This window comes from Glaciecola sp. HTCC2999, from assembly GCF_000155775.1.
In the GTDB taxonomy this organism is placed as follows: Bacteria; Pseudomonadota; Gammaproteobacteria; order Enterobacterales; family Alteromonadaceae; genus Opacimonas.
In genome coordinates, this window is sequence record NZ_DS989810.1 from 846,885 (window position 1) to 872,668 (window position 25,784).

Annotated in this window: 17 protein-coding genes and 1 other RNA gene; 9 read left to right on the plus strand and 9 right to left on the minus strand. The window is 40.3% G+C overall.

What is annotated here, in order from left to right:
• Positions 1-79 precede the first annotated feature (79 nt).
• Together G2999_RS03700 and G2999_RS03705 are read left to right on the plus strand one after the other, a co-directional pair.
• The gene (locus G2999_RS03700) at positions 80-934 is read left to right on the plus strand and encodes a LysR family transcriptional regulator (protein WP_010178841.1); all 855 of its coding nucleotides are present in this window, start codon (positions 80-82) and stop codon (positions 932-934) included.
• Between the two features lie 199 nt (positions 935-1,133).
• A complete protein-coding gene (locus G2999_RS03705; protein ID WP_010178844.1) occupies positions 1,134-2,771 on the plus strand; it encodes an amidohydrolase family protein in 1,638 nt (545 codons plus the stop codon).
• Between the two features lie 35 nt (positions 2,772-2,806).
• On the opposite strand, the gene G2999_RS03710 is transcribed toward G2999_RS03705, so the two are convergent.
• The 3 genes from G2999_RS03710 to G2999_RS03720 form a co-directional block, all read right to left on the minus strand.
• Positions 2,807-3,205, minus strand: a complete 399-nt coding sequence (locus G2999_RS03710) for a TerB family tellurite resistance protein (protein WP_010178847.1) — start codon at positions 3,203-3,205, stop codon at positions 2,807-2,809.
• A gap of 86 nt (positions 3,206-3,291) precedes the next feature.
• Positions 3,292-4,197, minus strand: coding sequence for a WYL domain-containing protein (locus G2999_RS03715; protein ID WP_010178849.1), 906 nt, complete (start codon positions 4,195-4,197; stop codon positions 3,292-3,294).
• A gap of 95 nt (positions 4,198-4,292) precedes the next feature.
• Entirely contained in the window at positions 4,293-5,195 is a 903-nt protein-coding gene (locus G2999_RS03720; RefSeq protein WP_010178851.1) for a histone deacetylase, read from the minus strand.
• A 39-nt stretch (positions 5,196-5,234) separates the two neighbouring features.
• Here G2999_RS03720 and G2999_RS12580 point away from each other — a divergent pair, with 39 nt between their 5' ends.
• Positions 5,235-5,852 (plus strand): gamma-glutamylcyclotransferase family protein, encoded by a 618-nt coding sequence (locus tag G2999_RS12580; RefSeq protein ID WP_010178853.1) that lies wholly within the window; start codon positions 5,235-5,237, stop codon positions 5,850-5,852.
• A 67-nt stretch (positions 5,853-5,919) separates the two neighbouring features.
• Here the strand turns inward: G2999_RS12580 and G2999_RS03730 are convergent, their stop codons facing one another.
• The 5 genes from G2999_RS03730 to zapE all read right to left on the minus strand — a co-directional run bounded on the left by G2999_RS03730 (position 5,920) and on the right by zapE (position 12,729).
• Positions 5,920-7,428, minus strand: coding sequence for a coniferyl aldehyde dehydrogenase (locus G2999_RS03730; RefSeq protein ID WP_010178855.1), 1,509 nt, complete (start codon positions 7,426-7,428; stop codon positions 5,920-5,922).
• 134 nt (positions 7,429-7,562) lie between these two features.
• Positions 7,563-7,909: RNase P RNA component class A (gene rnpB / locus G2999_RS12585), an RNA gene on the minus strand.
• A 40-nt stretch (positions 7,910-7,949) separates the two neighbouring features.
• Entirely contained in the window at positions 7,950-10,688 is a 2,739-nt protein-coding gene (locus tag G2999_RS03735) for a pitrilysin family protein (RefSeq protein WP_010178859.1), read from the minus strand.
• A gap of 147 nt (positions 10,689-10,835) precedes the next feature.
• Positions 10,836-11,558 (minus strand): YebC/PmpR family DNA-binding transcriptional regulator, encoded by a 723-nt coding sequence (locus G2999_RS03740; protein WP_010178863.1) that lies wholly within the window; start codon positions 11,556-11,558, stop codon positions 10,836-10,838.
• Between the two features lie 73 nt (positions 11,559-11,631).
• The gene (gene zapE / locus G2999_RS03745; RefSeq protein ID WP_010178865.1) at positions 11,632-12,729 is read right to left on the minus strand and encodes a cell division protein ZapE; all 1,098 of its coding nucleotides are present in this window, start codon (positions 12,727-12,729) and stop codon (positions 11,632-11,634) included.
• Between the two features lie 161 nt (positions 12,730-12,890).
• Between zapE and G2999_RS03750 the strand changes: the two genes are divergently transcribed.
• The 5 genes from G2999_RS03750 (at position 12,891) to idi (ending at position 18,218) form a co-directional block, all read left to right on the plus strand.
• A complete protein-coding gene (locus G2999_RS03750; protein ID WP_010178867.1) occupies positions 12,891-13,304 on the plus strand; it encodes a DUF1043 family protein in 414 nt (137 codons plus the stop codon).
• Between the two features lie 92 nt (positions 13,305-13,396).
• A complete protein-coding gene (locus tag G2999_RS03755) occupies positions 13,397-14,788 on the plus strand; it encodes a DegQ family serine endoprotease (RefSeq protein WP_010178869.1) in 1,392 nt (463 codons plus the stop codon).
• A gap of 129 nt (positions 14,789-14,917) precedes the next feature.
• On the plus strand, positions 14,918-16,453 hold the full coding sequence (locus G2999_RS03760; RefSeq protein ID WP_198006077.1) for a hypothetical protein: 1,536 nt from the start codon (positions 14,918-14,920) through the stop codon (positions 16,451-16,453).
• A 98-nt stretch (positions 16,454-16,551) separates the two neighbouring features.
• Positions 16,552-17,631, plus strand: a complete 1,080-nt coding sequence (locus G2999_RS03765) for a trypsin-like peptidase domain-containing protein (protein ID WP_010178872.1) — start codon at positions 16,552-16,554, stop codon at positions 17,629-17,631.
• Positions 17,631-18,218, plus strand: coding sequence for an isopentenyl-diphosphate Delta-isomerase (idi, locus tag G2999_RS03770; RefSeq protein WP_010178874.1), 588 nt, complete (start codon positions 17,631-17,633; stop codon positions 18,216-18,218). The genes G2999_RS03765 and idi overlap by 1 nt, the downstream gene beginning before the upstream one ends.
• 51 nt (positions 18,219-18,269) lie before the next feature.
• On the opposite strand, the gene arcB is transcribed toward idi, so the two are convergent.
• Positions 18,270-20,627, minus strand: a complete 2,358-nt coding sequence (arcB, locus tag G2999_RS03775; protein WP_010178878.1) for an aerobic respiration two-component sensor histidine kinase ArcB — start codon at positions 20,625-20,627, stop codon at positions 18,270-18,272.
• 679 nt (positions 20,628-21,306) lie between these two features.
• Between arcB and gltB the strand changes: the two genes are divergently transcribed.
• On the plus strand, positions 21,307-25,773 hold the full coding sequence (gene gltB, locus G2999_RS03785) for a glutamate synthase large subunit (protein WP_010178882.1): 4,467 nt from the start codon (positions 21,307-21,309) through the stop codon (positions 25,771-25,773).
• Positions 25,774-25,784 lie beyond the last annotated feature (11 nt).

Sequence of the window (25,784 nt, forward strand, 5' to 3'; positions counted from 1 at the left end):
AAAGTTTTATTTATATATAAGATTTTTAAATGTATTATATAATAATTCATTGATTAACTTATCGATATAAGCAGGCGTTATGCAGCAACTATCTCTTGATGCGATTAGGATGTTTGTCACCGTGCATGACATGGGCGGGTATGCAAAAGCAGGTGAAGTGATTGGCCGCTCACAGCCTGCGATTTCATTACAAATTAAAAAGCTCGAATCCCAGTTAGGGAAAAAACTATTTACTAAAGTCGGACAGCGCCATGTGTTATCTCTTGATGGTGAATGGTTACTCCCTCATGCACGGGCCTTACTGGCATTGAATGATGAGGTGTTACAAACTGCACAAACCGAATCATTAAAAGGTCGGCTACGTTTGGGCATTCCATCTGAATTTGCTTCCACGTTATTACCCAGCTTAATTGGTGAATTTTCTCAACGCTACCCAGATGTATCACTAGATGTGACTTCGGCGTTATCGCGTAATTTACTCTCTACTGCGCGTAAAGATGATTTCGATCTAGTACTGGCACTCGTCCCCCCAGAGCAAAAAACTGATGGTGAAGTTATTCGTAAAGATGAACTGGTATGGGTAGGGGATAATTCATTTCCTATCAGGTCTGATTTAATTGCACTCGTGCTTGCACCCGATGGATGTGTCTATCGCAGCAGAGCTATTGAACGATTAAAACAACAAACCCAAATGTGGAAAATTCGCTATACCAACCCCGATTTATATGGACTCATCGCTGCTATGCAACAAGGACTAGGGATCACGCCCCTAGCCAAATCATCAGTCCCCGATAATTTGGATATAATACGCAACCCATTACTACCTCAGCTGGGCAAAATTAACATTTGCCTATTTAACTTTGATACCCAACATCCTGAAGTCAGCCGCACATTATCGACGTTTATTCGCCAACGTTTGGGTCAAAATATATAGTCAATATCTACGCTTTTGGGTACACTCGATTTTACAAAATACTGACATTCGTTCAGCGGTATCCTCAATTTATTCAGGGAGACTCTTATGCCTACAGCAGCGGGTATTGCGAAGTTAGTAAATGCCGTGCTGGCTATGACGAAATAATGTAGATTCGATAACACAGATGCAATCACATCAATAAAAATAAGAGAATAACATGCCAATATCACTCATTACTCATGCTTATAAAGCATCCTATAAAATATCTTATAATGCACCATATCAAGCATCTTACAAAGGGTTGTTATGTGCGCTAGTCGTAACAGCACTATTAATAGTATCGAGTCACGTATCTGCCAAAGCGGGAGCCCCAGCTCCCACTCGTCAAGCCGATGAAGGGCAAGGTCCTTATAAACGCTTAATTTTGCGTGGCGTAAACCTTGTCAGCGGCGAAGGGGCACCGACTCGAGGCCCTGTCGATATTGTGATTGAAAACGACATCATCACCAATATCGTATCAGTAGGTCATCCTGGTGTTCCGATTAAACCAATCGGTCGCCCTAAAACCGATGCCGTGACAAAGGAAATGGATTTACAGGGGTATTATGTCTTACCTGGGTTTATCGACATGCATGGACATATTGGCGGTTCGGCGGATGATATACCGGCTGAATACGTCTTTAAGTTATGGCTTGCCCACGGGATCACTACAGTGCGTGAACCGGGCAGTTTTAATGGGTTAGATTGGGTGATGGACCATGTGCAACGTTCGGAACAAAACACTATCGTTGCCCCACGTATTATTCCTTATCTAGGTTTTGGTATAGGCAGTGATGGCCCTATTTATTCAGAAACTCAAGCGCGTAACTGGGTTAAACAAACTAAAGCTAAAGGTGCCAAAGGGATTAAGTTTTTTGGTGCAACTCGCAAAGTCATGGAAGCTGCCTTAGATGAAGCCAATAAACAGGGTTTAGGCACTATGATGCATCATGCTCAGCTGAATGTGAAAAGTATGAATGCACTTGATTCTGCTCGCTTAGGGTTAACCACTATGGAGCATTGGTATGGGTTACCAGAGGCATTATTTACCCACCGTACTATTCAAGTTTACCCATCGACTTATAATTATAACGATGAACAACATCGCTTTGCTGAAGCGGGTAAACTGTGGGACCAAGCGGCCAAACCTGGCACAGCCCACTATAATGCGGTCAGAGATGAATTAATTGCCTTAGATTTTACGATTAATCCTACAATGACCATTTACCAAGCCAGTCGCGATCTGATGCGAGAGCGAAACGCTCCTTGGCATGCCGAATATACTTTGCCTACTTTATGGGACTTTTTCACGCCATCGCGTTATGCACATGGTTCGTATTGGTTTGACTGGGGGACTGAAGAAGAAGTGCAGTGGCGTCAAAACTATCATCAATGGATGACTTTTTTGAATGATTTCAAAAATCACGGCGGAAGAGTCACTACAGGTTCTGATTCAGGTTACATCTATAAAATTTATGGCTTTGGTTATATTGCTGAGCTTGAATTACTTCAAGAAGCAGGGTTTAATGCTTGGGAAGTGATACAATCAGCCACACTTAACGGCGCAGAAGCATTAGGATTGGCAGATGATATTGGTTCCGTCACCATAGGTAAGAAAGCTGACCTTGTCATCATTAAAGAAAATCCGATCCGTAACCTGAAAGTACTTTATGGGACGGGGCATTATCGATTAAATGAGCACAATGAACCGATCCAAGCCGGTGGTATAGATTATACCGTTAAGGATGGGATTGTGTATGATGCTAAGGCATTGCTTAAAGATGTCAGAGATATAGTCAAAGAAGCTAAACAATAATAGCTTCTTTGCTTATTGGAATTTATGAATCTTGATTAAGATGCTACAGGCTCGGTGACTGGATTTATTAACTCACGTGCAAGTAATTTATGCGTGAGATAATGAAGTAACTCAGTTTCTCGTTCAGAGCGCTCACCGTCAATGCCTGTGATTGCCATTGCTACTTCCACTACTGTAGCAGCATCAAATTTTAAATCATCGGCTTGTTGTTTTAAAAATTCCATGGACTGTTCGGTTTCTTTCGCTAGTCGAGCTTCATGTATAGCTTGAGTTAAAAAAGCCTCCTTACAGATGGGGCTTTGCCAGTGTAAACCTTCAATCATTTCTTCCAGATAATCTTGCTCAGTAAGACTGACCATGCCATCTACCTGATAAAGTAATACAGCAGTTTTGATCAGGGCTTCATTAAAACGTTGGTTGGGACATAACTGCATAATTCACATCTTTCATCCTTAAATTGAGTAATTCATTTACGAGATTTCGACCTCTTAAGTTCAAATAAGTTTCATCATATTGCCAATTATTGTTTTGCGCCTGGGGCAATATTGACATTTTCTATTTGATTAAGTACATCCAGATTCGCTAAAGCTAACTGACAACCTTGACCACTGATACGAGATTTTGCGGAACAATCAACTTGCCATTGTCTTAATACATAAGCGGCTACACATGCGCGCACGTGAATATCCACACGACCATCCACCATGCCATAATCTAATTCTATCGCTAAAGTTGAGTCTAAACTTGGGTGAGGTATTAATGCTAAAGTGACAAATTCATTAAATTGATGATCTGCTTGCACAGTTTCATGCGGGTGTATCGGTTCCTCGGTATCTTCAATATAAGTAAAACGAGTACAGACAAAATCTCGAAACGCTTGATGTTGGCGATCATAAGCACGCACATGCCAGCGATGGCCATTATTGATTAACGCATGGGGGACTAAATCACGCTCTCCTTCACCTGAACTAACAGATACATATTTACAACGCATCATACTCCCTTGATGAATGGAGCGCATGAGCGCCGCGATAATCTCGGGATCAGGATGAATTAACCTTACGGCATCAAAGCATTGTTCTGAGGCTAATGTACCACTCGCGATCCCATTGCCAAACCCTTGAGCTAAGGCTGTTAATACTTGTTGCGGTTCATGCACAAATACTGAAACAAAATCATAAGTGCGATAATAGGATTTGGTTTGATGGATCAGAACTAAATTTTCAGGCGCAATCGACCGGTATTGGGCAAAATCTCGGGTCGCTGCAGCCAGTCCAGTTCGAAATCGTGCAATCAATTCTGTGCGTGAAATATGTCCAAAATATTGTAAGCTAAAATCAATAAACGCCAAACGTTCTTTTTGGGCATGAGGTAAAGCATCAATTTGTTGTTGAAGGGTCTGTGAAAAACATGGATTAATATTCATAAAACATACTCATTAAATAGTTTATGTCTCCAGTGTAGACGATGCTCAACCAACATGCAATCATTTTGATTTCATGTTGAGTATTCATATTAGCGTCACCGACATGCCACGCCTGCTGCCAAAAATAACTGTAAATGCACATCAACTAACGCATCAATATCACGTTGATATCCACCACCAATTACCGCAGCAACCGGGATTCCTGCATCATCGCATTTAGCAAACACCATCTCATCCCTTGCCCGTACTGCTTTTGTCGTAATATCCAAATGTCCTAAGTCATCATTAATATGAATATCGACACCTGCATCATAAATCACCGCATCCGGCTGGGCTTGTACAAATGCTAAATGCAAGGCACTATCGACCGTCTCTAAATATTCATCATCGCCAGTCCCTTTTGCTAAACCAATATCTATATTGGATACTTGCTTACGATGAGGAAAGTTTTTCTCTCCATGGATAGATACGGTAAAAATGTCATTATCTTTAGAAGCGAGTAATGCAGTACCATCACCTTGATGCACATCACAATCAAAAATCAATACCGAATCAATATCGGGATTAATAAGCATCGTTTTAGCCGCTAAATACAAATCATTCACCATACAAAACCCCGAACCAAAGTCAGCAAAAGCATGATGATAACCACCGGTAAGATTAAGTGCTTTACCATGTTCCATTGCAAGCTCTGCTGTTAATACCGTTCCGGCGGCCGCAGTGAGGGTTCGTTGAATCAATTGTTCAGACCAAGGAAAACCAATCCGGCGCATCGCTTTAGGATCTAATTGACCGGAACATAGCTGATGGATGTAGTCGTGATCGTAGATTTGTGTAAGATAAGATGGATCTAACGCCTGTGGTGTGTGAAAATTTGCACAGTCTACGCCCAATTTGATTAAAGCATCATATATACCTTGGTATTTCTCAATGGGGAAACGATGACGATGCGGTAAATCTAATTGCGAATAGATTGGATGAAAAACCAATGGGATCATGATTTCACTCTTATTTTAAATGACTAAAAGGCGCTAACATTGTCTACTCATAACGCGACGAGCATTAATATTTTCTCTTATGGTACTTTGCGTGATCCTAACGTTCAAAAACAAGTCCTCAATCGACAAGTTACCGCTTGGCCAGACAGCCTTTCTAGATACGAATTAAGTTATATCACGATCACTGATGAAAGTGTGTTAGCCATATCTAACCAGAATAAACACCCCATCATCAATTACTCTGGTTGTGCCAATGATATTGTTGAAGGCGTACTACTAGAAATTACTCCACCAGAATTAGCGAATTTTGATAAGTATGAAACAGATGATTATCATCGCATCGAAGTATTGCTTAATTCTGGAAAAACGGCATTTGCCTATGTGGCTATTAATCCTTCTGACCACCTAAACTACACTTTTGAAATTATTGAAAAAAGCTGGAGTAAACGTCGCCGTTTAGACGAAATACCAAAACCCAGAGCCGTCAACATTCCTGACTTTACGCTTAGAGAAAATGCCTATTGCAATATGATTGTTGAATATGAGGATGGTTCTGTTAAAACACTTTTCTCCCGTGTTATTCGAAACCACATTACGAAACAGTGGACCGTAGATGGCATGCTTGTGTCAGTAAAAGTAATTTGCTCAGACATTTAAGCTATCTTCAGCTTGACACAAAACGCAGATAAGTGGGTGTACACCTATCCACGTGTATATTGAATGGTTATTTGCGTAATTTTATCAATGTCTTAAGCAAGTTATTCGCTAGTTTTCCATACGGAGGTGCTAAAAACTTAAGCGTTGAAAATGACGCTTGTTTGAAGACTGGACGTAACTTTGAAAACGTTAAGAAGCCTTCATAACCATGATAATGACCCATTCCACTTGGTCCAATACCACCAAATGGCAAATCATGTTGGGCCACATGGAATAGCGCATCATTAACTGACACCCCACCGGACATCACATTTTCAATATAATAATCTGCGAGACTTGAATCATTAGTAAAAGGATAGAATGCAAGTGGACGGTCTTTAGACTGAACATAATCCACTACTTGTTTCTTATCTGAATACGACATTACCAACATTAAAGGCCCAAACGTTTCACGGTTTGCAATCGTCATATCCTCAGTAATATCTAAAATTAAGGTGAGCGGATATTTACGCATGACAGGATCTGGTGATTGTCCCGTTAGATTAATCACCCTAGCGCCTTTTACTTTTGCATCTTCAACTGTCGTAGCGATTCGATTAAACGAGACGTCATCGATGATAGACGTAAAATCTTTCGAGCCAATGTCCGGTACATGCTTTTTTGTCCACTCGGTTGCTGCGACAATAAACTGCTCCAGCTGTGATTCATGCACAAATAAATAATCGATATTGGTGCAAATTTGACCTGCGTTATATTGTTTAGCAAACATCATCCGCTCAACGGCTTTTTGCATATCATAATCAGGACATAGGACAGCCGGAGATTTACCGCCTAATTCTAGCGTGACTGGAGTAAGATTTTTGGCAGCATTAGCCATTACTTTTCGACCCGTCGCACCAGACCCTGTGAACATAAGATGATCAAAAGGAACACTCGAGAACTGCTGACCGACCATGCCGGTTTCATCAAAAAATTGAAGTTTTTCAGCGCTAAAGTATTTGGGTGATAATTCAATTAAAAGTTGACACAAATGGCGAGAATTTTCCGACATCTTCACCATCGCACGATTACCAGCGGCAAATGCTGCAGATAACCCCATAAACGACAAATTAATCGGGAAGTTCCACGGTATAATCAAACCAACCACACCAATAGGTTGAGGTATCACCTTATTTTTTGCACCAAAAAACATCGTCATATCAACATGTCTTTTTTGAACCTTCATCCATTTTTTTACTTTTTTACGTGAAGAAATAATGTCATCTACCGCCACTAAAATTTCTGCAAACATAGATTCGTGCATTGACCGATTACCATAATCAGCATTAATAGCAGCGACAATCTCCTCTTGATTGTCCATCAACAAGGCTTTGAGTTGAGCAAGATGTTCGCGACGCTCTTCAAGAGACTCAAACGGATGTTGGTCAAATGCGGCTCGTTGCATCGTAAAATGAGCATTAAGGTGGTCAAAGATACTTTGCGGATCATCTGATTGATAATCTGAGATTAATGACGCGTCACCGGCGTCGATAGGGGCATTTGTTAGTTCTGTTTTAGTCATTTCTTGGTCTAACATGACAGTATCCTAATATAATAAGTATATTAGTTTATACCTTATATAGGCGCTCATGTTCAATTGAAACAACATTTTTTTAACAAATACAGCAATATAAAAAATGTTATGTCGGTAGGATCCATACATAACAAAAAAGTGGAAGTTGGCCGATAAGCCGGGTTCTGTCGTGGACAATCATTCGTCTAGGCCTGCAATCACTCACAGGCTCAAGCAACCTACCCGTCTCCGATGCGGGTCACACCAAGGAGACCTATTTGGTCTTGCTCCGGGTGGAGTTTACCTTGCTATGCACTGTTACCAGGCACACGGTGCGCTCTTACCGCACCCTTTCACCCTTACCAGCCGAAACTGGCGGTCTTCTCTCTGCTGCACTTGTCGTCGGTTTTACCCGCCCAGGCGTTACCTGGCACCCTACCCTATGGAGCCCGGACTTTCCTCCCCCTCGTAACGAATACGAGGCAGCGATTGTCTGGCCAACTCCCAAGAGCATTGTACTCGGTAACGTTAACTGGCGCTATGCTTTATTCATCTTTTACTACTGTCGCTTTCGTCATATCTCCTGCTTTGATAATGGTAAAATCATCTAACCGGATATACCGTTTTACTACCGCGTGGACTTTTTCAGGCGTTAACGCTGCCATATTCGCCTCGTACGCCTTGTACCATTGCATGGTGCGCTCACGTCCAATATTGCGACGTAACGTACCTACTAATTCATTGTCTTTGGCGCGGCTGACTTGGTTATCTTGTAAAATACCTGACAACGCACTGGTAATTTCATCAGCAGTGAATCCATCTTTGATGACGCGCGCTATTTCTTCTTTAAAGCCAGTTTCCACTTTGGTTAGGTTTTGCGGTGCAGTAATAGCATATGCGCCTAACGTTGCTTTATCATCTAATGGGTTGAGGGTAATAAATGAACCCGCGCCATAACTCAAACCGTCTTCTTGGCGTAAGCGTGTCGCTAGACGGCTATTTAGAAACCCACCTCCAATAATATAATTAGCCAGCTCTAATGCAGGCGCATCTGGATGTGATGCACCGATGGGGATCATAAGCGCTGCCACAAAGGTCGCATTTTCTTTATCAGGGGTATCAAACTCAATGGTTGAAGCATTGACCTCACTAAAGGCATCAGTGACACGCCCATATTCAACGCGGCTATCCCATTGACCTAATAACTGCTCAAACGTTTGTGTTAATTGTGCTTGTTCAAAATCACCCACCACACCCACATGCAGATTATTGGCACCAAAATACTCAGCGTGGAATGCTTTTATGTCCGCTAACGTCAACGCTTCTATTTCAGCTAAGGCTTCGGTGAATGTCGGCACATAATTAGGATGCCCTTTTTTATACGGGTTTTGAACGCGCGAGTACTCATTAAAAGCTAATCGCTGTGGATCTTGTAAATTTTGTTCAATATCTACTTTGAGTGTATTTTTATACTGCTCAAACTCTTTCTCATCAAAACTTGGGCTTTGTAATAATGTCGCCAATAACGTCAATGTCGAATTCAGATTCGCTTTGGTCGTTGTGATCCCAGCATAAGCGTAGTCAGCACCACCACTTACGCGCACGGAAGCTTTAAGCTTATCAAATTCATCTTGGATCGCTTGACGACTCAACCCTGCGCCACCACGTAAAATCAAATCACCGGTGGTTTGTGCCACCAAGGCTTTGCCATGGAGGTTCTGCGCGTTACCAAAATTCATAAGCATATTTACCGTCACTGTCTCTCCACGGGTCTTTTTGTTTAATAAGGATAGTGTTAATCCATTATCAAATTCGACGATAGCAGTACGATTATCAATGTTATCAAACGATGGCTCAAATACTTCACCTTGAGCGATGGCTGCTCGGCCTTTATAACCCTTTACCATATCTGCCACAGAGTCGACTTGCGGTATCGCAACACGCTGTGGTGTTTCGGTTGGAATAAAACGGCCTAAAGTACGGTTATTGCGCACTAAATATGCTTTAGCAACACGTTGAACATCTTCCAATGTTACCTTCTCGATGCGATCACGATGCAAGAAATATAAACGCCAATCGCCCATACCTAACCATTCACTTAACTCCAATGCAATACGCTCAGATGAGTTAAATGATAGATCAATATTTTTAAGCAGCATGCGCTTAATACGATCGACCTCTTCTTGGGTGACGCCATTAGTCGCGATCATTTCTACTTGCTCAATGAGTGCTTGTTGCGCCTGGTCCAAATCAGCTTTTTTATCTACCTCTGCAAAATAAAACGCAAGACCTGGATCTTGCCATTGAAAATTAAATCCATAGACGCGACTGGCTAATTCCTTTTCTACTAAGGTTTTATGTAAGCGTCCACTTGGCGTATCGCCTAATATATTAGTTAAGACTTCGACCGCTGCATAATCAGGGTGAGAGCCTGCTGGGATGTGATAAGCCGTCGCCACGAGTTGTGCGTCACCCACACGACGAACGGTGACACTCCGCTCACCCGCCTTGGCAGGATCCATAGTGTATAAGGTGGGTAATATGCGGCTTGGCTTAGGGATTGCAGAGAAGAACTCATCGACCCATTGTAACATTTGCGGCGTATCAAATTTACCTGCCACTATTAACGTGGCATTGTCAGGCTGATAGTATTTTTTATAGAAAGCCTGTAGGCGATCAATCGGTACATTCTCTAAATCACTGCGCGCACCAATGGTAGACTTCCCATAGTTATGCCAATCATAGGCGACGCTCGCCATTTTTTGTAAGGTCACGCGAAACGGACTATTTTCACCACTTTCAAATTCATTGCGCACCACCGTCATTTCACTATCTAAATCTTCTTTTGCAATAAATGAATCCACCATACGGCTAGATTCAAGCGATAGCGCCCAGAGGATATTCTCGTCTGTCGCAGCAAAGGTTTCATAATAGTTGGTACGATCCGTCCACGTCGTACCATTTGGGCGCGCACCTCGTGCACTTAATTCAGCAGGAATATCTGGATGTTTAGGAGTGCCTTTAAATACCAAATGTTCAAGCAAATGTGCCATGCCCGTCTCACCGTAGTTTTCATGTTTTGAACCTACACGATAAGTAATGTTAACGGTCACGGTTTCTTTGGTTTGATCAGGAAATAACAATACCTGTAAACCATTATCTAAACGATATTCAGTGATACCTTCAACGGCAGTAATTGGTTGCATTTGAGTATCTGCGTTTACTGATACACTGATACACGCTATCAATAAAGCAATATAAGATTGAAACAGTTTTGGCATCATGGGTAATTTCCCTAAATAATAAAATGGCGTCTTCTTATTGCATAGTACCTTAAGACAATTCGAATTCGGTGAATTTTGGGCAAAAAAAGACCTACATGAAGTAGGTCTTTTGTAACAAGATTTATCAAATAACGAGAGTGGCCAAGATTAACTCGGTAATATCGCATTATGATAGACATTTTGAACGTCATCACAATCTTCTAACATATCCATAAATTTTTGGAACATTGGCATGTCATCTTCGGTCAGAGGCGCGTCTACTTGTGGTAAGAAGGTGATTTCTTCTACTTCTATATCCAATGTTGGAAATGCGTCTTGAAGCGCGGTTTTGACTTTGAAAAACTCTGTATTCGGCGCAATCACAGTGATTTTACCATCTGCACTTTCCACATCGGTGACATCCACATCTGCTTCCATTAAAGCTTCTAATATACTGTCTTCATCATCACCTGCAAAACCAAATACTGCTGCATGGTCAAACATGTGAGCGACCGCACCGGGTGCACCAATTTTCGAACTCGTTTTTGTAAAACAGTTTCGCACATCTGTAATGGTTCGATTATTGTTATCGGTTAAACAATCGACTATCACCATGCAATTTCCAGGACCAAAACCTTCATAACGAGCAGGTGCATAATCTTCACCAGCTCCACCTGTCGCCTTTTCTATTGCTTTATCAATAACATGTCCAGGAACTTGGTCTTTTTTGGCTTTTTCAATCAAACGCTTTAATGACAAGTTCGAATCAGGATCCGGACCACCGTTTTTCGCAACAACATAAATTTCTTTACCGTATTTTGAATAGACTTTGGTTTTTTGTCCTGCCGTTTTCGCCATCGCGTTTTTACGGACTTCAAATGCTCTTCCCATTAGAATTCTCTTATTTAAATTTTTGTTGAAAGGTTTGCTTATTTATATTGTAACCGAAACTGTGTTCAATAGGCTAAGGAATATGTTGTAAAGCTAAATATTCATGCGATTGCATTTCTTGTAAACGTGATAAGCAGCGTTTAAATTCGAAGTTTAATCGACCCTCAGTATAAAGCGCTTCTAAAGGGACTTCTGCTGACATAATTAACTTCACATTACGCTCGTAAAACTCATCGACCATCGCAATAAAACGTCTTGCAATATCGTCTGTCGCTTGACTCATCTGCTCTACATCTGCCACTAAAACACTGTGATAACAACGGCTCAACTCCATATAATCAGTTTGTGACCGTGGGCCATCGCATAATGCTCTGAAAGTCAGCATTAACACGCCATCAGCATCTCGCAAACAAGGAATTTGACGATTTTCAATTTCAATCGTCGTGTTTATTCGACCTTCATCTGCTGCTAACTGAGCAAAGTAAGAATATAAATTTTCAGTGGCAGCGGTATCTAATGGATGATGATAAATTTCGGCCTGTTCGAGTGTGCGTAATCGATAATCGATACCTGAATCAACATTCACAATACGGGTATTTTGGTTAATTAATTCAATCGCGGGTAAAAAACGGGCTCGCTGAAGGCCATTACGATACAGCTCATTCGGGATAATATTTGAGGTGGCAACTAAGACAATACCATATCCGAATAAAGCCTCCATCAGCGTTCCTAAAATCATTGCATCGGTAATATCTGACACAAAAAATTCATCAAAACAAATCACTTTTGTTTCTGCAGCAAGCCGTTTCGCGACTATTTGCAAAGGATCGGACTGACCACTTAAGGTTTTGAGTTCAGTATGCACTCGATGCATAAATCGATGGAAGTGAATACGCATTTTTTGTTCAAAAGGTAAACAATCATAAAAAGTATCGACTAAATATGTTTTACCACGACCCACTCCTCCCCAAAAGTAAATGCCCTGAATTGAGGGTTGCGACATACCTTTGCCAAATTTTGCGCGAATTTTTACTCGCCATGTGACTTTTTGGGTAGGTTGGGTGAGTTCATCAAATAGTCGTTGAAGCTCTTTTACCGCATTTTCTTGAGCTGGATCGTATTCAAATCCAGATTGTTCAAGATCATATTGATACTTGTCCCAAGGAGTCATATTTGAAGTTTTTGGCACCGCAATTCCTATTGCTTGAATAAATCTAAAACACCTCTATATATTACAATGTTTTTGCTTTATTATAAAATCATACTCATGTAGAAAGCCTCCAAATAGGAAGCTGACGCATATTAATTTGTAAAAACATTTGGTTGTATATCATGCAAGAAATCATTATTTATATCGCGTTATTGTTAGTTGGTCTGGTGGCAGGATTTTTCTTGGCAAAGGTTGCTTCTTCGGCAAAAACACCATCCGAAGAACAAGCTCTTAAAGCTGAAAAAGAGCAAGTCATGCTTGCACAACTTCGTCAGCAGATGCTTGCAGCGCAAGAATCAATACAAGGTATAGAAGCGCAAAGTGCCCAACTCCAAAACCAAATGACTGAGCTTGATTACATCCTAACGTCATATGAAAATAAAGATGATCAATCAAAAATCACATTTTTTGGTGAACACGCATCTCCTTATTTACGTATTAAAAATAAAACAAAACGTCAAAAGACGAATACAGAGTCTCAACCACGTGATTTTTCGAGTTCTAGCTCGGGTCTGTTTGATGGGAATCAAAAATAAATCACGAACTAAAGGGAACTAAAATTTAACGCGCTGACTCTGTTAAGTTAAATAACATCATTTATCTTTATCAATTAGGAGCGTTTCCATTCATGAAACTACTTTTTAAACGAGTTGCCCTTTTTTGCACTATCTTCAGTGCTACTTTACTAATCAACATCCCAGCTCAAGCAACAACCACTGCTGGCTTTCCCTTCTTTTCATCGAGTAAGAGTGATGAAGGAATGCCTTCGTTAGCGCCTATGCTAGAAACAGCAATGCCTGCAGTCGTCAGTATTAATGTTGAAGGCACCCAAGTGTCGCGTCAACGTGTCCCAGAAATGTTTCGTAACTTTTTTGGTGGCCAAGGCGAGCAAGTCCAAGAACGCCCTTTCCGTAGTTTAGGTTCCGGTGTCATCATTGATGCTGAGAAAGGCTATATTGTCACTAACGCTCACGTAGTGAAAAATGCAGATGAGATTTTAGTCACACTCACTGATGGCCGTGAATTCATAGGTAAAAAGTTGGGTGAAGACGAACAGTCTGATATTGCTCTGTTGAAAATTGAACCCAAAGATCTAGTCGCTATGCCACTGGCTAACTCAGACACATTGCGTGTTGGTGACTTTGTGATAGCAATAGGTAACCCATTTGGTTTATCTCAAACCGTAACCTCTGGGATTGTTAGCGCATTAGGTCGAACTGGCATTAATATGGGTGGTTATGAAAACTTTATTCAAACAGATGCCGCCATTAATCGCGGTAATTCAGGCGGTGCTTTAGTAAACTTAAAAGGTGAGTTAGTCGGTATCAATGCGGCAATCTTCTCACCTGGACGTGATGCAGGTAATGTCGGTATCGGTTTCGCCATTCCAAGTAATATGATGAAAAACTTAGTAGACCAAATTAGTGAATTCGGTGAAGTACGTCGTGGTCTTTTAGGGATTATCGGAAACGATGTTGATGCAGGACTAGCAGAAGCATTCAATTCTGATGTGAATAAAGGAGCTTTCGTTGCTGAAGTCACACCTAATTCCGCAGCATCAAAAGCCGGTATTGAAGCAGGCGATATTATTACAGGGATTAACGGAAAGCCTTTGGGTAGTTTTGCAGAGCTTCGAGCCAAAGTGGCTAGTATGGGGGCCGGTGCAGAACTCGCATTAAATATTATTCGTCAAGGTGAATCCATCGAGGTTGATGTAGTATTAGGTGATGCGGGTGCAACGGTTAAAACGGCTGCCGAAATCCATCCAGCATTCGCCGGTGCAACGTTTGAAAATGGCACTGATATCGCAGGTAATCGAGGTGTCATCGTAAGTGAAATTGAAGCAGGAAGCCCAGCTTTACGCTTCGGCCTACGTAAAGACGATGTAATTATTGGCGTCAATCGTCAACGTGTAAATACTATTATAGAGCTGACAGAACGCATGGAAAATGCTGATGGCCAAGTCACGGCGATTAATGTAAGACGTGGCGAATCGACACTTTATCTTGTTATACGTTAACCTCTTAGCTTAAATTATAAAAGGCCAGTTTAGGAGATCCCTTTGCTGGCCTTTTTTAATTATCAATGTAAATATTTTGTGAATAATATTTTTTTATATATACTGCTCCTAAATTCTTTATGTAGATAAATGATGTACTACACAAAAAACAATGTATCAAAATACTCTAATTTATTAATAAAACTCGCATGGACTGTTGAGATTATTGCCGTTTTGATTGGCTTAACTATATCAATAGTAATGGGGATTTCAGCTTACGATGCATTTAGCAGTAGCGATAGCAGTGGATTTTTAGCTGGAATATCAGCTATCTTGGTAACCAGCCTTCCGTTTGTATTAATCGCCGTTGTCGAAATCTGCAAAATACCCTTGGTTTTTGCATTCATGTCAGTTAAGAATTATTTTTGGCGAAGCTTATTCATAGGCTTTGTTTTATTTTTATGCCTCATAACATTTGAAACTATGTTTAATGGCTTTGAAAGAAACTTCTCTAATCTTAATCGCTCTATAGATGAACGTACTAATATAATTGCAAATAATGATGCAGCAAAATTATTACTTGAAGAACGTAGAGATTATATTATTAAGTTTACTGAAGAGGAGCTCGAAGCTGAGTTAGACATTTTACGAAATGAAATTGAAAATACATTTAATACCGCCACTAATTCGATCAATAAAGCAACAACAGCAGCTTTGAATAAAATTAGTTATGAATTTGAACAAGAGCTGACTGATAAAATTGATGAGTTAATGATTATCCGTGATAATTACTATTCTGATTGGGCTACTGAAACACAAGCTGTTGAGGAACGCTTCAATGCCCTTTTAATAGGTAATATATCGGGAAGCTCTGAAGAAAGAGAGCGCTTATTGGAAGAGTTGCAAGTACTCAAAGATGAATTTAGTAATGCTCTTGATGCAGCAGGCTTTTTAACAAGAGCTGGAGTTGAACGTAAATATCGCGCCCTTATCGCCACAAAAGAAAAACAACTTGAAACTATTACTACTGGTTTCTTAGGCGGTGATGCAATAACGAAGCAATCAACCATGCAAGCCCAACTTAAGAATCAAATTGACTTTGTAAATAGCAAATACGAAAGACGAATCCAGGAAATAAATAATCGTATTGATGATGCCAAACAATCAATTATTGATAAAACTGCTGAAAACGAAGATTTTAAAAACGCTATCTACACTAAAGATAGTCGTGAAAAACAAATCTACTTTAAAGTACGATCTGAAGCTCTTATTCAAATTCAACAATATGAAGATGAACAGCGTCTTAAATTGGAAGAAATGGCCCAAAAATCATTTGGTATCGATGAAGAAATATTTGACTTGAATAATGATAATCGGATTAAAAATAGTGAAATTAATCAATTAATGAACCAAAACCAAGTATATCGGCTTGCAATGTACGCTTACGACATATCTGAAGGTAGTAATATTACCAAACAGATGCTAGGTACCGTCGCTTTATTATGGTTTGGTTCACTTTCAATAATTGCTGCAGTATGTGGTGTAATGCTAGCTCTAGCAGGGTTTTATTTACGGCGTTTTGATGGTTCAATGGAACGTGAGTTAAAAGAACAAGTGCGCAATGACATTATAGAAGAAGCTCAACATGAAGCCTGGTTAGAGCAATACAATTCTAATAAAAATTAAATCATATGGCGTTTATTTTTGAGGAATAGACGCCATGTTATTTATGCCTAGGCATGTGATATACTTCAAAAATCATTAGTTTTTTCAGATTAAGTCGCATGCCTGGACAACGCATTTTATGGTTTTTCTTTCGTTCCATCGTCATCGGAGCGATTGTTGCTTCCCTAATTTTATTGCTCGTACCTGAATTACGTCATGGGAGTGGAATCGACTTCAAGCGCCTATTTCAGAGTGAACCTGTATCCAACCGTTTATCATATCATGATGCTATTTCGCGCTCTGCTCCTTCTGTTGTTAATATTTATAGCGTGAGTATTGAAGCTTCGAATCAACTTTTCTCTAATAGCTCTAGAGAGCGTACTAACTTAGGCTCAGGTGTAATTATGACCCAAGACGGTTATATATTAACCTGTCATCATGTGATTAATAACGCTTCTAGTATTTATGTTGCCATGCAAGATAGTCGATTATTTGAAGCACAAATCGTAGGATATGATCTATTTACTGATTTAGCGGTGTTGAAAGTCAACGCTGACAACCTTCATGCCATCCCCCAATTACGCGAACCCGATACACGTGTAGGCGATTTAGTCATGGCTATTGGTAACCCTTACAACCTAGGTCAAACTATTACTCAAGGTATTGTTTCACGTACTGGTAGAAATGGTCTTGCTAACTATGTCGATTTTATTCAAACCGATGCAGTACTTAACCAAGGTAATTCAGGTGGTGCCTTAGTTGATTCGGAAGGATATTTGGTGGGCATCACCAACGCTAATTTCAAAACCTATGATGCTCAGCGCCGCATTAGAGATGTTAATGGCGTTAACTTTGCAGTGCCATACACGCTAGCAAATCGGGTGATGAACGATATTATTACTAACGGTAAAGTGACGCGAGGACAACTTGGTTTTTCTGGGAATGAATTTCAAGGCCAAGACGGTATTATCATAGCGAATATCGTCAGTGGTAGTCCCGCAGATTTAGCCGGTTTAGAAGTGAATGATGTACTACTTGCGATTGATAATAATATGATAACAGGTGCTTCTAACGCATTAGACATGATTGCTGAAACACCGCCTGGCACGGTTTTATTGTTACAGGTTAGACGCCAAGATAAAATACTATCTATCCAAGCGACCGTTGGCGAACTCAAAGTCAATGATCAAGGTCGATGATGAGTGACTCAAACTCATTCAAGGAACATAGAAGCACAGATTACAATGAAGTTCTATTATGTGATATCAATGGCAATTACAAAAGTACCAAGGATAAACTTCAAGCACACTTAGATGGTGATTTACATATTGCTTTTTCGGTACAGTTAGTTCGCCCTTCCAAGGGTAAACAAAATGGGATTGAGTTATTATTACAAAGACGTGCCGAAGGTAAATACCATTCGGAAGGATTATGGACTAACACATGTTGTTCACATCCACTCATCAATGAGTCACTTGAAGTAGCATGCAAACGTCGCGTGCGAGAAGAGCTCAATATTGAATTAACTTCACCTATCAAAAAAATTACTGAATTCACTTATCGGGCAGAACTCGATAACGGATTAGTTGAACATGAATACGACCATCTTTTTATTGTTTACCAAGACGTATCCGAGTGCGTTGCTAATCCATTTGAAGTATCAGAAACACAGTGGTTACACCTAGATGATATCGTTCACGCGATATCGAATAATCCTGAACACTTTAGTGCATGGTTTCCAGCTGTGTTTGAGCACGTCAAAACCTATGACCTATTAAATAGGTAAAGACGCTTGTTAAAGACGCTTGATAAAGTCGTCATTGACATGGTCCATTTATTATTCGGCAAAATTTTGTGTTTTGATCCAATCATCAAATCCATCAACGTCATGAGCAATAGCAGCATCTAACTCATCTACCCATTCATGCACATTTTTCCACCAGGTAGGGTGATCGCCTTGTTGGATTTGATTAGCGATTTTCTGAATTCTGCTTAAACCAATGGAACTTGCCGCCCCTTTAATTTTATGCGCTTGAGAGCAGACATCATCTTTGTCTTTAGCGGTTAAGCTTAAATGCAACGTTTCCATATACTCTGGGATCTTTTCTTTAAACACACCTAAGCTCGCAATGACCATTTCATGTCCGATGGTATCGACTAATGTAACGATAAAGTCCAAGTCCATTGTTTTGGTTAAAGGATTCACTGATGAGGGTTCTTTCTTAGCGATTTCAATCGTTGGTAATAGCTCTTGATCACCAAAAAGCTCATTAAGCACTGTGATCATTCGGGACTTTTTAACCGGTTTAGCGATAATATCGTCCATTCCATTTTGTAGATACTCTTCTCGCTTTTTAATAACATTGGCAGTTAATGCGACAATCGGTGTTTGCATCACTAAATCTTCTTGAATGACGGTATCAGCCACATCAAATCCAGTCATATCAGGTAACTGAATGTCTAATAAAATTAAATCATAGGTAGTGGTCCTAATTTTTTCGATAGCGTCTCCACCCGTCATTGCTACATCGACATTTTGACCTAATTTCTCAAGTAAAGCTTTAGCGACCATCACGTTTAATTCAATATCTTCGACTAATAGTATATTTAAGCCAGTGACCATTAATTCTTCACGCACTCTCGGCTTTTCAGAAATTTGTAAAGGGATATTAATTAAGAAACGTGTGCCCTTCCCTACTTCAGATTGAACTTCAATATGGCCATTCATTCGATCGACCATTTCTTTACAAATAGCTAAACCGATACCTGTACCTGTAGCTGATTGGTGGTCAGGATGATCAACCTGGTAATACATTGCAAAGATTTTATCAATATCAGCTTGCGGGATCCCCACACCAGTATCTTGTATATCAAAACAAACATTAGCCGTCTTATTATCATCTTGTACTGTTGCTGAAACAGATAAACTCACTTGCCCTTTAGGGGTAAATTTCACTGCATTAAATAGCATATTCCATAAAATTTGACGTAAGCGTGTGCCATCAACTTGCACAAAATCAGGTAATGGCTTGATGATATTAGACACGAATTGCAAGCCTTTATCCGCTGCAAGCAACTCGATAACACTGCTAAGTTCAGCTGTGAACGTTTCCAAAGATAACGTTTTGTATGATAGTGCGATCTTATCTCGCTCAAGTTTATCCAAGTCAATAATATCGTTAAAAATATTACCTAAAGTAATCGCACTAGCATAGATAGTACTTATCCATGTGAATTGTTCTTCAGTTAACTCAGTATCTCTTAACATCCTGGATAGTCCCACAATGCCATTGAGCGGCGTACGCAGTTCGTGACTAATGGTGGCGATAAATTTAGTTTTATCTTTACTGGCTTTTTCTACTGCTTTTTCCGCTTTCATTCGTTCAGTCATGTCACGTCCAAAAGCAAGTAAACCTAAGCGTTCACCCTCATGATCAAAGAATGGGACTTTGCGCATTTCAAAATAACGTCGTTTCCCATCGGGGAAAAGTAACCACAATTCTTCCGTCACACTGATATTTTTTTCTAGTACTTCATTATCTGAGCGGGCCACCTGATTCGCTAATTCCTCGTCATACACTTCATGAGGGGTTAATCCAAGTAATTCATCTTGAGTGCGGCCAGTCAATTCTTCCGCAACTCGGTTACAACCGGCAAATTTGCCTTCTTCATTACGAAAGTAAATCAAGTCAGGGGAAGCATCAATAATAGAGCGTAATAAGGTCGATAAACGACGCGCTTGAATCTCTTGTTCTGATTTGTCACGAATTTCAATTTCAAGTTCTTTGAACACTTTCTCTCGTTCAAGCTGTGCATCTTTACGCTGTTCAATTTCAAAATTCAATTGCTTTATATTATTTTGCAATTCACGATTCAGTAAGACATCTTCTTCACGTAAACTTTCTAACTCTTCTATCACTTCTTTTAAGTGAACTCGGGATAACTCCAATTGCTTCACTAATTCACTGAAAAAATACAATATCCATGGAGCAGATAACATCGTAAGAATAACGGCACTAAGAAAATCTTCTAGAGATGGCACACTGCCAAAACTCACTCTAATGACGTAAGAACCACCTATGGTAAAAATAAGGGTAATGAGTACGAAAAGTAGACTTAACTTGACAGTACCATGGTGTTCTACAAACCTGGAAAAACGGAAAGCCCATGAATTAGTTGTTTGTTCTGGGTGCATAATTGGAATTTTCCTGAAACAATGAGTAAGTGCATCATACCAACGATTAATTATTCACGCACATGAAAATTATAAATGTGCAGTTCGTTTAATACACATACAAAAACACAAAATATGAATAATTATTCAAATTAAAGGCATTAAAATCCATATTGTTAAGGAAATGTTATTTTTTAATTGATGATATTTTTACTAGCTAATCTTAAAAAACTTGCTGATTAACTGTTCAATAATCCTTCCATAAAAACCATAAACCATTAATAAATATTAAGTTTTACTATTAATCTAAAAATTCTTACAATAGGATAATCAAACTAAAGTTTGACCTAAGACTGCTGAAATAGTATTTTAACGCCACTGCTTAAATAGATTGCATAAAAATTCTAATATCTGCTGGTTGCCGAACACGACAATTATGTCAATTGTTAACACCACATAGCAATTATAAGTTCATGGTTTATTATAGAATATAGCCATTGCTAAATGTCTCTTTAAAAGAGTGCTCAGCGCAAGAATGCACGCTTCTAAAATTATTAAGAAGCTTAAAGAAAAATACACGCCAAGATGACAGTTTTAGTAACGTCGTGTTGGTTTTTGTCGTTTTAAATTTTTTATTAGCTAATGCCTGCATTGCTAATGCAAGGCCTGATTTAGTGCCAATAAAAATGGAGAGATTCATATGAGTTTATATCACCCATCAGATTCCAAAGACAACTGTGGTTTTGGACTGATTGCACATACATTAGGCGAAGCGAGTCACCGACTTGTCACGACGGCCATTGAAGGGCTTGATCGTATGCAACACCGTGGTGGTATTGCCGCAGATGGAAAAACTGGGGATGGTTGTGGTCTTTTGATTGCTAAACCTGATTCATTTTTTCAGGAAATTGCGGCTGAAGCTGGCTGGCGCTTAAAAGCTAATTATGCCGTGGGTATGGTATTTTTATCACAAGACCCAGTGTTGGCTCAGCAATCAAGAACTGTCCTGAGTGAAGAACTTGAAAAAGAAACGTTAAATGTCGTTGGCTGGCGTGAAGTACCAGTCAATAAAAATGTACTCGGTGAGCTGGCGCTAACCGGTGTCCCGCAAATAGAACAAGTATTTGTCAATCCACCAAACGGTTGGTCTCAAGCTGATATTGAACGACGTCTATACATGGTACGTCGCCGCGCTGAAAAACGTTTGATGGAAGATCCTGATTTTTATGTTGCCTGCTTATCTGGACTTGTGACCATTTATAAAGGTTTGATCATGCCAAAAGATTTGCAAGCTTTCTATGCAGATCTAGCTGATGAACGTCTTGAATCCAGTATTTGTGTATTCCACCAACGTTTTTCTACTAACACATTACCTCGTTGGCCTCTTGCCCAACCGTTCCGCTATTTAGCACATAATGGTGAAATTAATACCATCAAAGGTAACCGTGACTGGGCTATGGCGCGTATGGGTAAATTTGCCACACCATTGATCCCTGACCTCAAGGATGCTGCGCCGTTTGTAAATACACATGGTTCTGATTCTTCTTCATTAGATAACATGCTCGAGCTATTCTTAGCCGGTGGTATGGATTTATTCCGGGCTATGCGTTTATTGGTGCCACCCGCGTATCAAAACAATGCAACGATGGATGATGAATTACGTGCATTTTATGAGTTTAATTCCATGCATATGGAACCATGGGATGGCCCTGCAGGTATCGTATTAACCAATGGTCGTCACGTTGCCTGTAACTTAGATAGAAACGGCCTTCGTCCAGCTCGTTATGTCATTACTAAAGATGGATTGATTACATTAGCATCAGAAATTGGTATCTGGGATTACGAGCAAAGTGACGTAGTCGAAAAAGGTCGTGTTGGTCCAGGTGAAATGTTAGCTGTGGATACCAAAGAAGGTAAGATATGGCGTTCAACTGAAATCGATGATGTTTTAAAAACACAACACCCTTATCAAGAATGGTTAAGTGAGCATATCCGTCACCTTAAACCGATTGAAGAGTGTAATGCTGAGTTAATTGGTAAACGCGCTATCACTGATGATGAGCTCGCAGTTTTCCATAAATTATTTAATTACTCTTATGAAGAAATTCAGCAGGTTGTTAAAGTATTAGCAAAAGACGGTCAAGAAGCAGTTGGCTCTATGGGTGATGATACGCCAATGGCCGTCATGTCATCACGTGTTCGCACCATGTATGATTACTTCCGTCAACAATTTGCGCAAGTCACTAACCCACCAATCGATCCATTGCGTGAAAATCACGTCATGTCATTGGCAACATGTATTGGTCGTGAACAAAACGTCTTTAATGAGACCGGTGGTTATGCTGACCGTGTGGTCTTTAAGTCACCGATTCTCATGTATACCGATTTAAAACAGCTACGTGAACTTGATCAAGAGCATTATTACTCTGAGAAAGTGGCATTAAACTACAATGCTGAAGAAGGCTTAAAAGCAGCGATTGAGCGAGTTTGTGACGAAGTAGTTGCGTTAGTTCGCGAAAAACGTGCCGCATTTGTCATTTTATCCGACCGTAATATTGATCCAGCTCTAATCCCAATACCTGCTGCGATGGCAGTAGGAGCGGTACAAAAACGCCTTGTTGAAGAACAATTACGTTGTGATGCAAACATTGTGGTTGAGACAGCCTCTGCACGTGACCCACATCATTTCGCAGTATTGATTGGTTTAGGTGCTACCGCGATTTATCCGTTCCTTGCTTATGAAACAATTGAGCAACTTGTCGCAAACAAAGAACTCGATATCGATGCTATGCAAGCCATGTTGAATTACCGTAAAGGGATCAACAAAGGTCTATTTAAAATCATGTCAAAAATGGGCATCAGTACGGTCGCTTCTTATCGTTCATCGAAATTATTCGAAGGTATTGGCATCAACCAAGAAGTCATGGAGCTTTGTTTTGCTGGCGTCACTAGTCGTCTTCAAGGTGCTGGCTTTGAGGAATTCCAGCAAGATGTACTGAACAACCAACGCATCGCTTGGCTTAAACGTAAGCCAATCAGTCATGGTGGCTTATTAAAATACGTCCATGACGGTGAATACCATGCGTATAACCCTGATGTAGTGCGTAACTTACAAAAAGCGGTTACGAGTGGTAGTTATGAAGACTATAAATCATTCTCTTCATTAGTTAACGACCGCGCTCCTTCACATTTACGTGATTTGTTAGGGTTGAAATACGCCACTGAAAGTATCGATATTAGCGAAGTCGAACCAGCAGAAAATTTATACTGGCGTTTTGATACAGCAGCCATGTCAATTGGGGCATTATCTCCAGAAGCACATGAAGCGTTAGCGATTGCGATGAATCGTCTAGGCGGTCAGTCTAACTCAGGTGAAGGCGGTGAAGATCCAGCTCGCTTTGGTACGAATAAAAATTCGAAAATCAAACAAGTGGCTTCAGGTCGTTTTGGTGTCACGCCACATTATCTGATGAATGCTACTGTCATTCAGATTAAAGTTGCACAAGGTGCAAAACCAGGTGAAGGTGGTCAGTTACCAGGTGATAAAGTTAACCAGTACATTGCAGAATTACGTTTCTCAGTACCAGGTGTCACCTTGATTTCTCCACCACCGCATCATGATATTTATTCAATTGAAGATTTAGCTCAGCTTATTTTCGATTTAAAACAAGTCAATCCGAAAGCATTGATTTCAGTGAAACTCGTTTCTGAACCAGGCGTGGGTACGATTGCTTGTGGTGTAGCAAAAGCCTATGCTGATTTAATTACCATCTCTGGTTATGACGGTGGTACCGCAGCGAGTCCATTAACCTCAGTCAAATATGCAGGTAGCCCGTTTGAACTGGGTTTAGCTGAAGCACAACAAGCGCTCATCGAAAATGGCTTACGTCATAAAGTCCGTGTGCAGACCGATGGTGGTTTGAAAACGGGTTTAGACGTGGTTAAAGCCGGTATTTTAGGGGCTGAAAGTTTTGGTTTTGGTACAGGCCCAATGGTCGCACTAGGTTGTAAATTCTTGAGAATATGTCACCTAAATAACTGTGCAACAGGTGTTGCGACTCAGGACGAAAAACTACGTGAAAACTACTTCATCGGTTTACCTGACATGGTGGAGAACTACTTTAAATTCATCGCTCAAGAAATCCGTGAATTAATGGCCTTAATGGGTGTACGTAAATTTGAAGATTTAGTCGGTCGCACTGAGTTATTAAATATGCTCGATGGTCAAACGGCGAAACAAGCACGTTTAGATTTATCACCGTTATTACATAAGCCCGAGGCGGCAGAGCATACTAAATTGTTCTGTTCAGAAACAGCGAATAACCCAATCGATAATGGTGACTTGAACAAACAAATGGCAGCGGATGCGGCACAAGCGATTGCTGCTTCAAAAGAGATAAAACTAAGCTATAAAGTGAAAAACACAGACCGCTCTGTCGGTGCAACTGTCTCAGGTATGATTGCAGAAGTACATGGCAACCATGGCGGCGAAGACTTCCCTATCTCTGTTGCTTTAAAAGGTACAGTAGGTCAAAGCTTTGGTGTTTGGAACGCAGGTGGTTTACACATGACCTTGGAAGGTGATGCCAACGATTATGTTGGTAAAGGGATGACTGGCGGTGAGCTTGTCATCTACCCTGAACATAAAGTCACGTTTAACCCGCATGAATCAGCGATTATGGGTAATACCTGTCTGTATGGCGCAACTGGCGGTAAATTATTAGCAGCAGGTCGTGCTGGTGAACGTTTTGCCGTACGTAACTCAGGTGCTATTGCTGTTATAGAAGGCTGTGGTGATAATGGTTGTGAGTACATGACCGGTGGTATTGTTGCGATTTTAGGCAGTGTAGGAGTTAACTTTGGTGCCGGTATGACGGGTGGTTTTGCTTACATCTTAGATGAACATAATGACCTAGAGCACCGTATTAATGCTGAACTTGTTGATGTATTAAGTATTGAAGATAAAGGTATTTTATCTGAGCACTTACGTGGCTTAATAAACGAACATTACGAGAAAACAGGGTCTGAGCATTCCTTAAATATTCTCTCTAATTTCAGTGATATGCTTAGCTCGTTCCGTTTAATTAAACCAAAAACTAGCGATGTGAAGAATTTATTGGGGCACATTAGCCGCTCCAGTGCTGAACTTCGTGTTCAAGCACAATAAGTAGGAGTGAA

Coding starts and splice junctions, on each gene's coding strand:
- G2999_RS03700 (WP_010178841.1), top strand. CDS start 80: ATGCAGCAACTATCTCTTGATGCGATTAGGATGTTTGTCACCGTGCAT.
- G2999_RS03705 (WP_010178844.1), top strand. CDS start 1,134: ATGCCAATATCACTCATTACTCATGCTTATAAAGCATCCTATAAAATA.
- G2999_RS03710 (WP_010178847.1), bottom strand. CDS start 3,205: ATGCAGTTATGTCCCAACCAACGTTTTAATGAAGCCCTGATCAAAACT.
- G2999_RS03715 (WP_010178849.1), bottom strand. CDS start 4,197: ATGAATATTAATCCATGTTTTTCACAGACCCTTCAACAACAAATTGAT.
- G2999_RS03720 (WP_010178851.1), bottom strand. CDS start 5,195: ATGATCCCATTGGTTTTTCATCCAATCTATTCGCAATTAGATTTACCG.
- G2999_RS03730 (WP_010178855.1), bottom strand. CDS start 7,428: ATGTTAGACCAAGAAATGACTAAAACAGAACTAACAAATGCCCCTATC.
- G2999_RS03735 (WP_010178859.1), bottom strand. CDS start 10,688: ATGATGCCAAAACTGTTTCAATCTTATATTGCTTTATTGATAGCGTGT.
- G2999_RS03740 (WP_010178863.1), bottom strand. CDS start 11,558: ATGGGAAGAGCATTTGAAGTCCGTAAAAACGCGATGGCGAAAACGGCA.
- zapE (WP_010178865.1), bottom strand. CDS start 12,729: ATGACTCCTTGGGACAAGTATCAATATGATCTTGAACAATCTGGATTT.
- G2999_RS03750 (WP_010178867.1), top strand. CDS start 12,891: ATGCAAGAAATCATTATTTATATCGCGTTATTGTTAGTTGGTCTGGTG.
- G2999_RS03755 (WP_010178869.1), top strand. CDS start 13,397: ATGAAACTACTTTTTAAACGAGTTGCCCTTTTTTGCACTATCTTCAGT.
- G2999_RS03760 (WP_198006077.1), top strand. CDS start 14,918: ATGATGTACTACACAAAAAACAATGTATCAAAATACTCTAATTTATTA.
- G2999_RS03765 (WP_010178872.1), top strand. CDS start 16,552: ATGCCTGGACAACGCATTTTATGGTTTTTCTTTCGTTCCATCGTCATC.
- idi (WP_010178874.1), top strand. CDS start 17,631: ATGAGTGACTCAAACTCATTCAAGGAACATAGAAGCACAGATTACAAT.
- arcB (WP_010178878.1), bottom strand. CDS start 20,627: ATGCACCCAGAACAAACAACTAATTCATGGGCTTTCCGTTTTTCCAGG.
- gltB (WP_010178882.1), top strand. CDS start 21,307: ATGAGTTTATATCACCCATCAGATTCCAAAGACAACTGTGGTTTTGGA.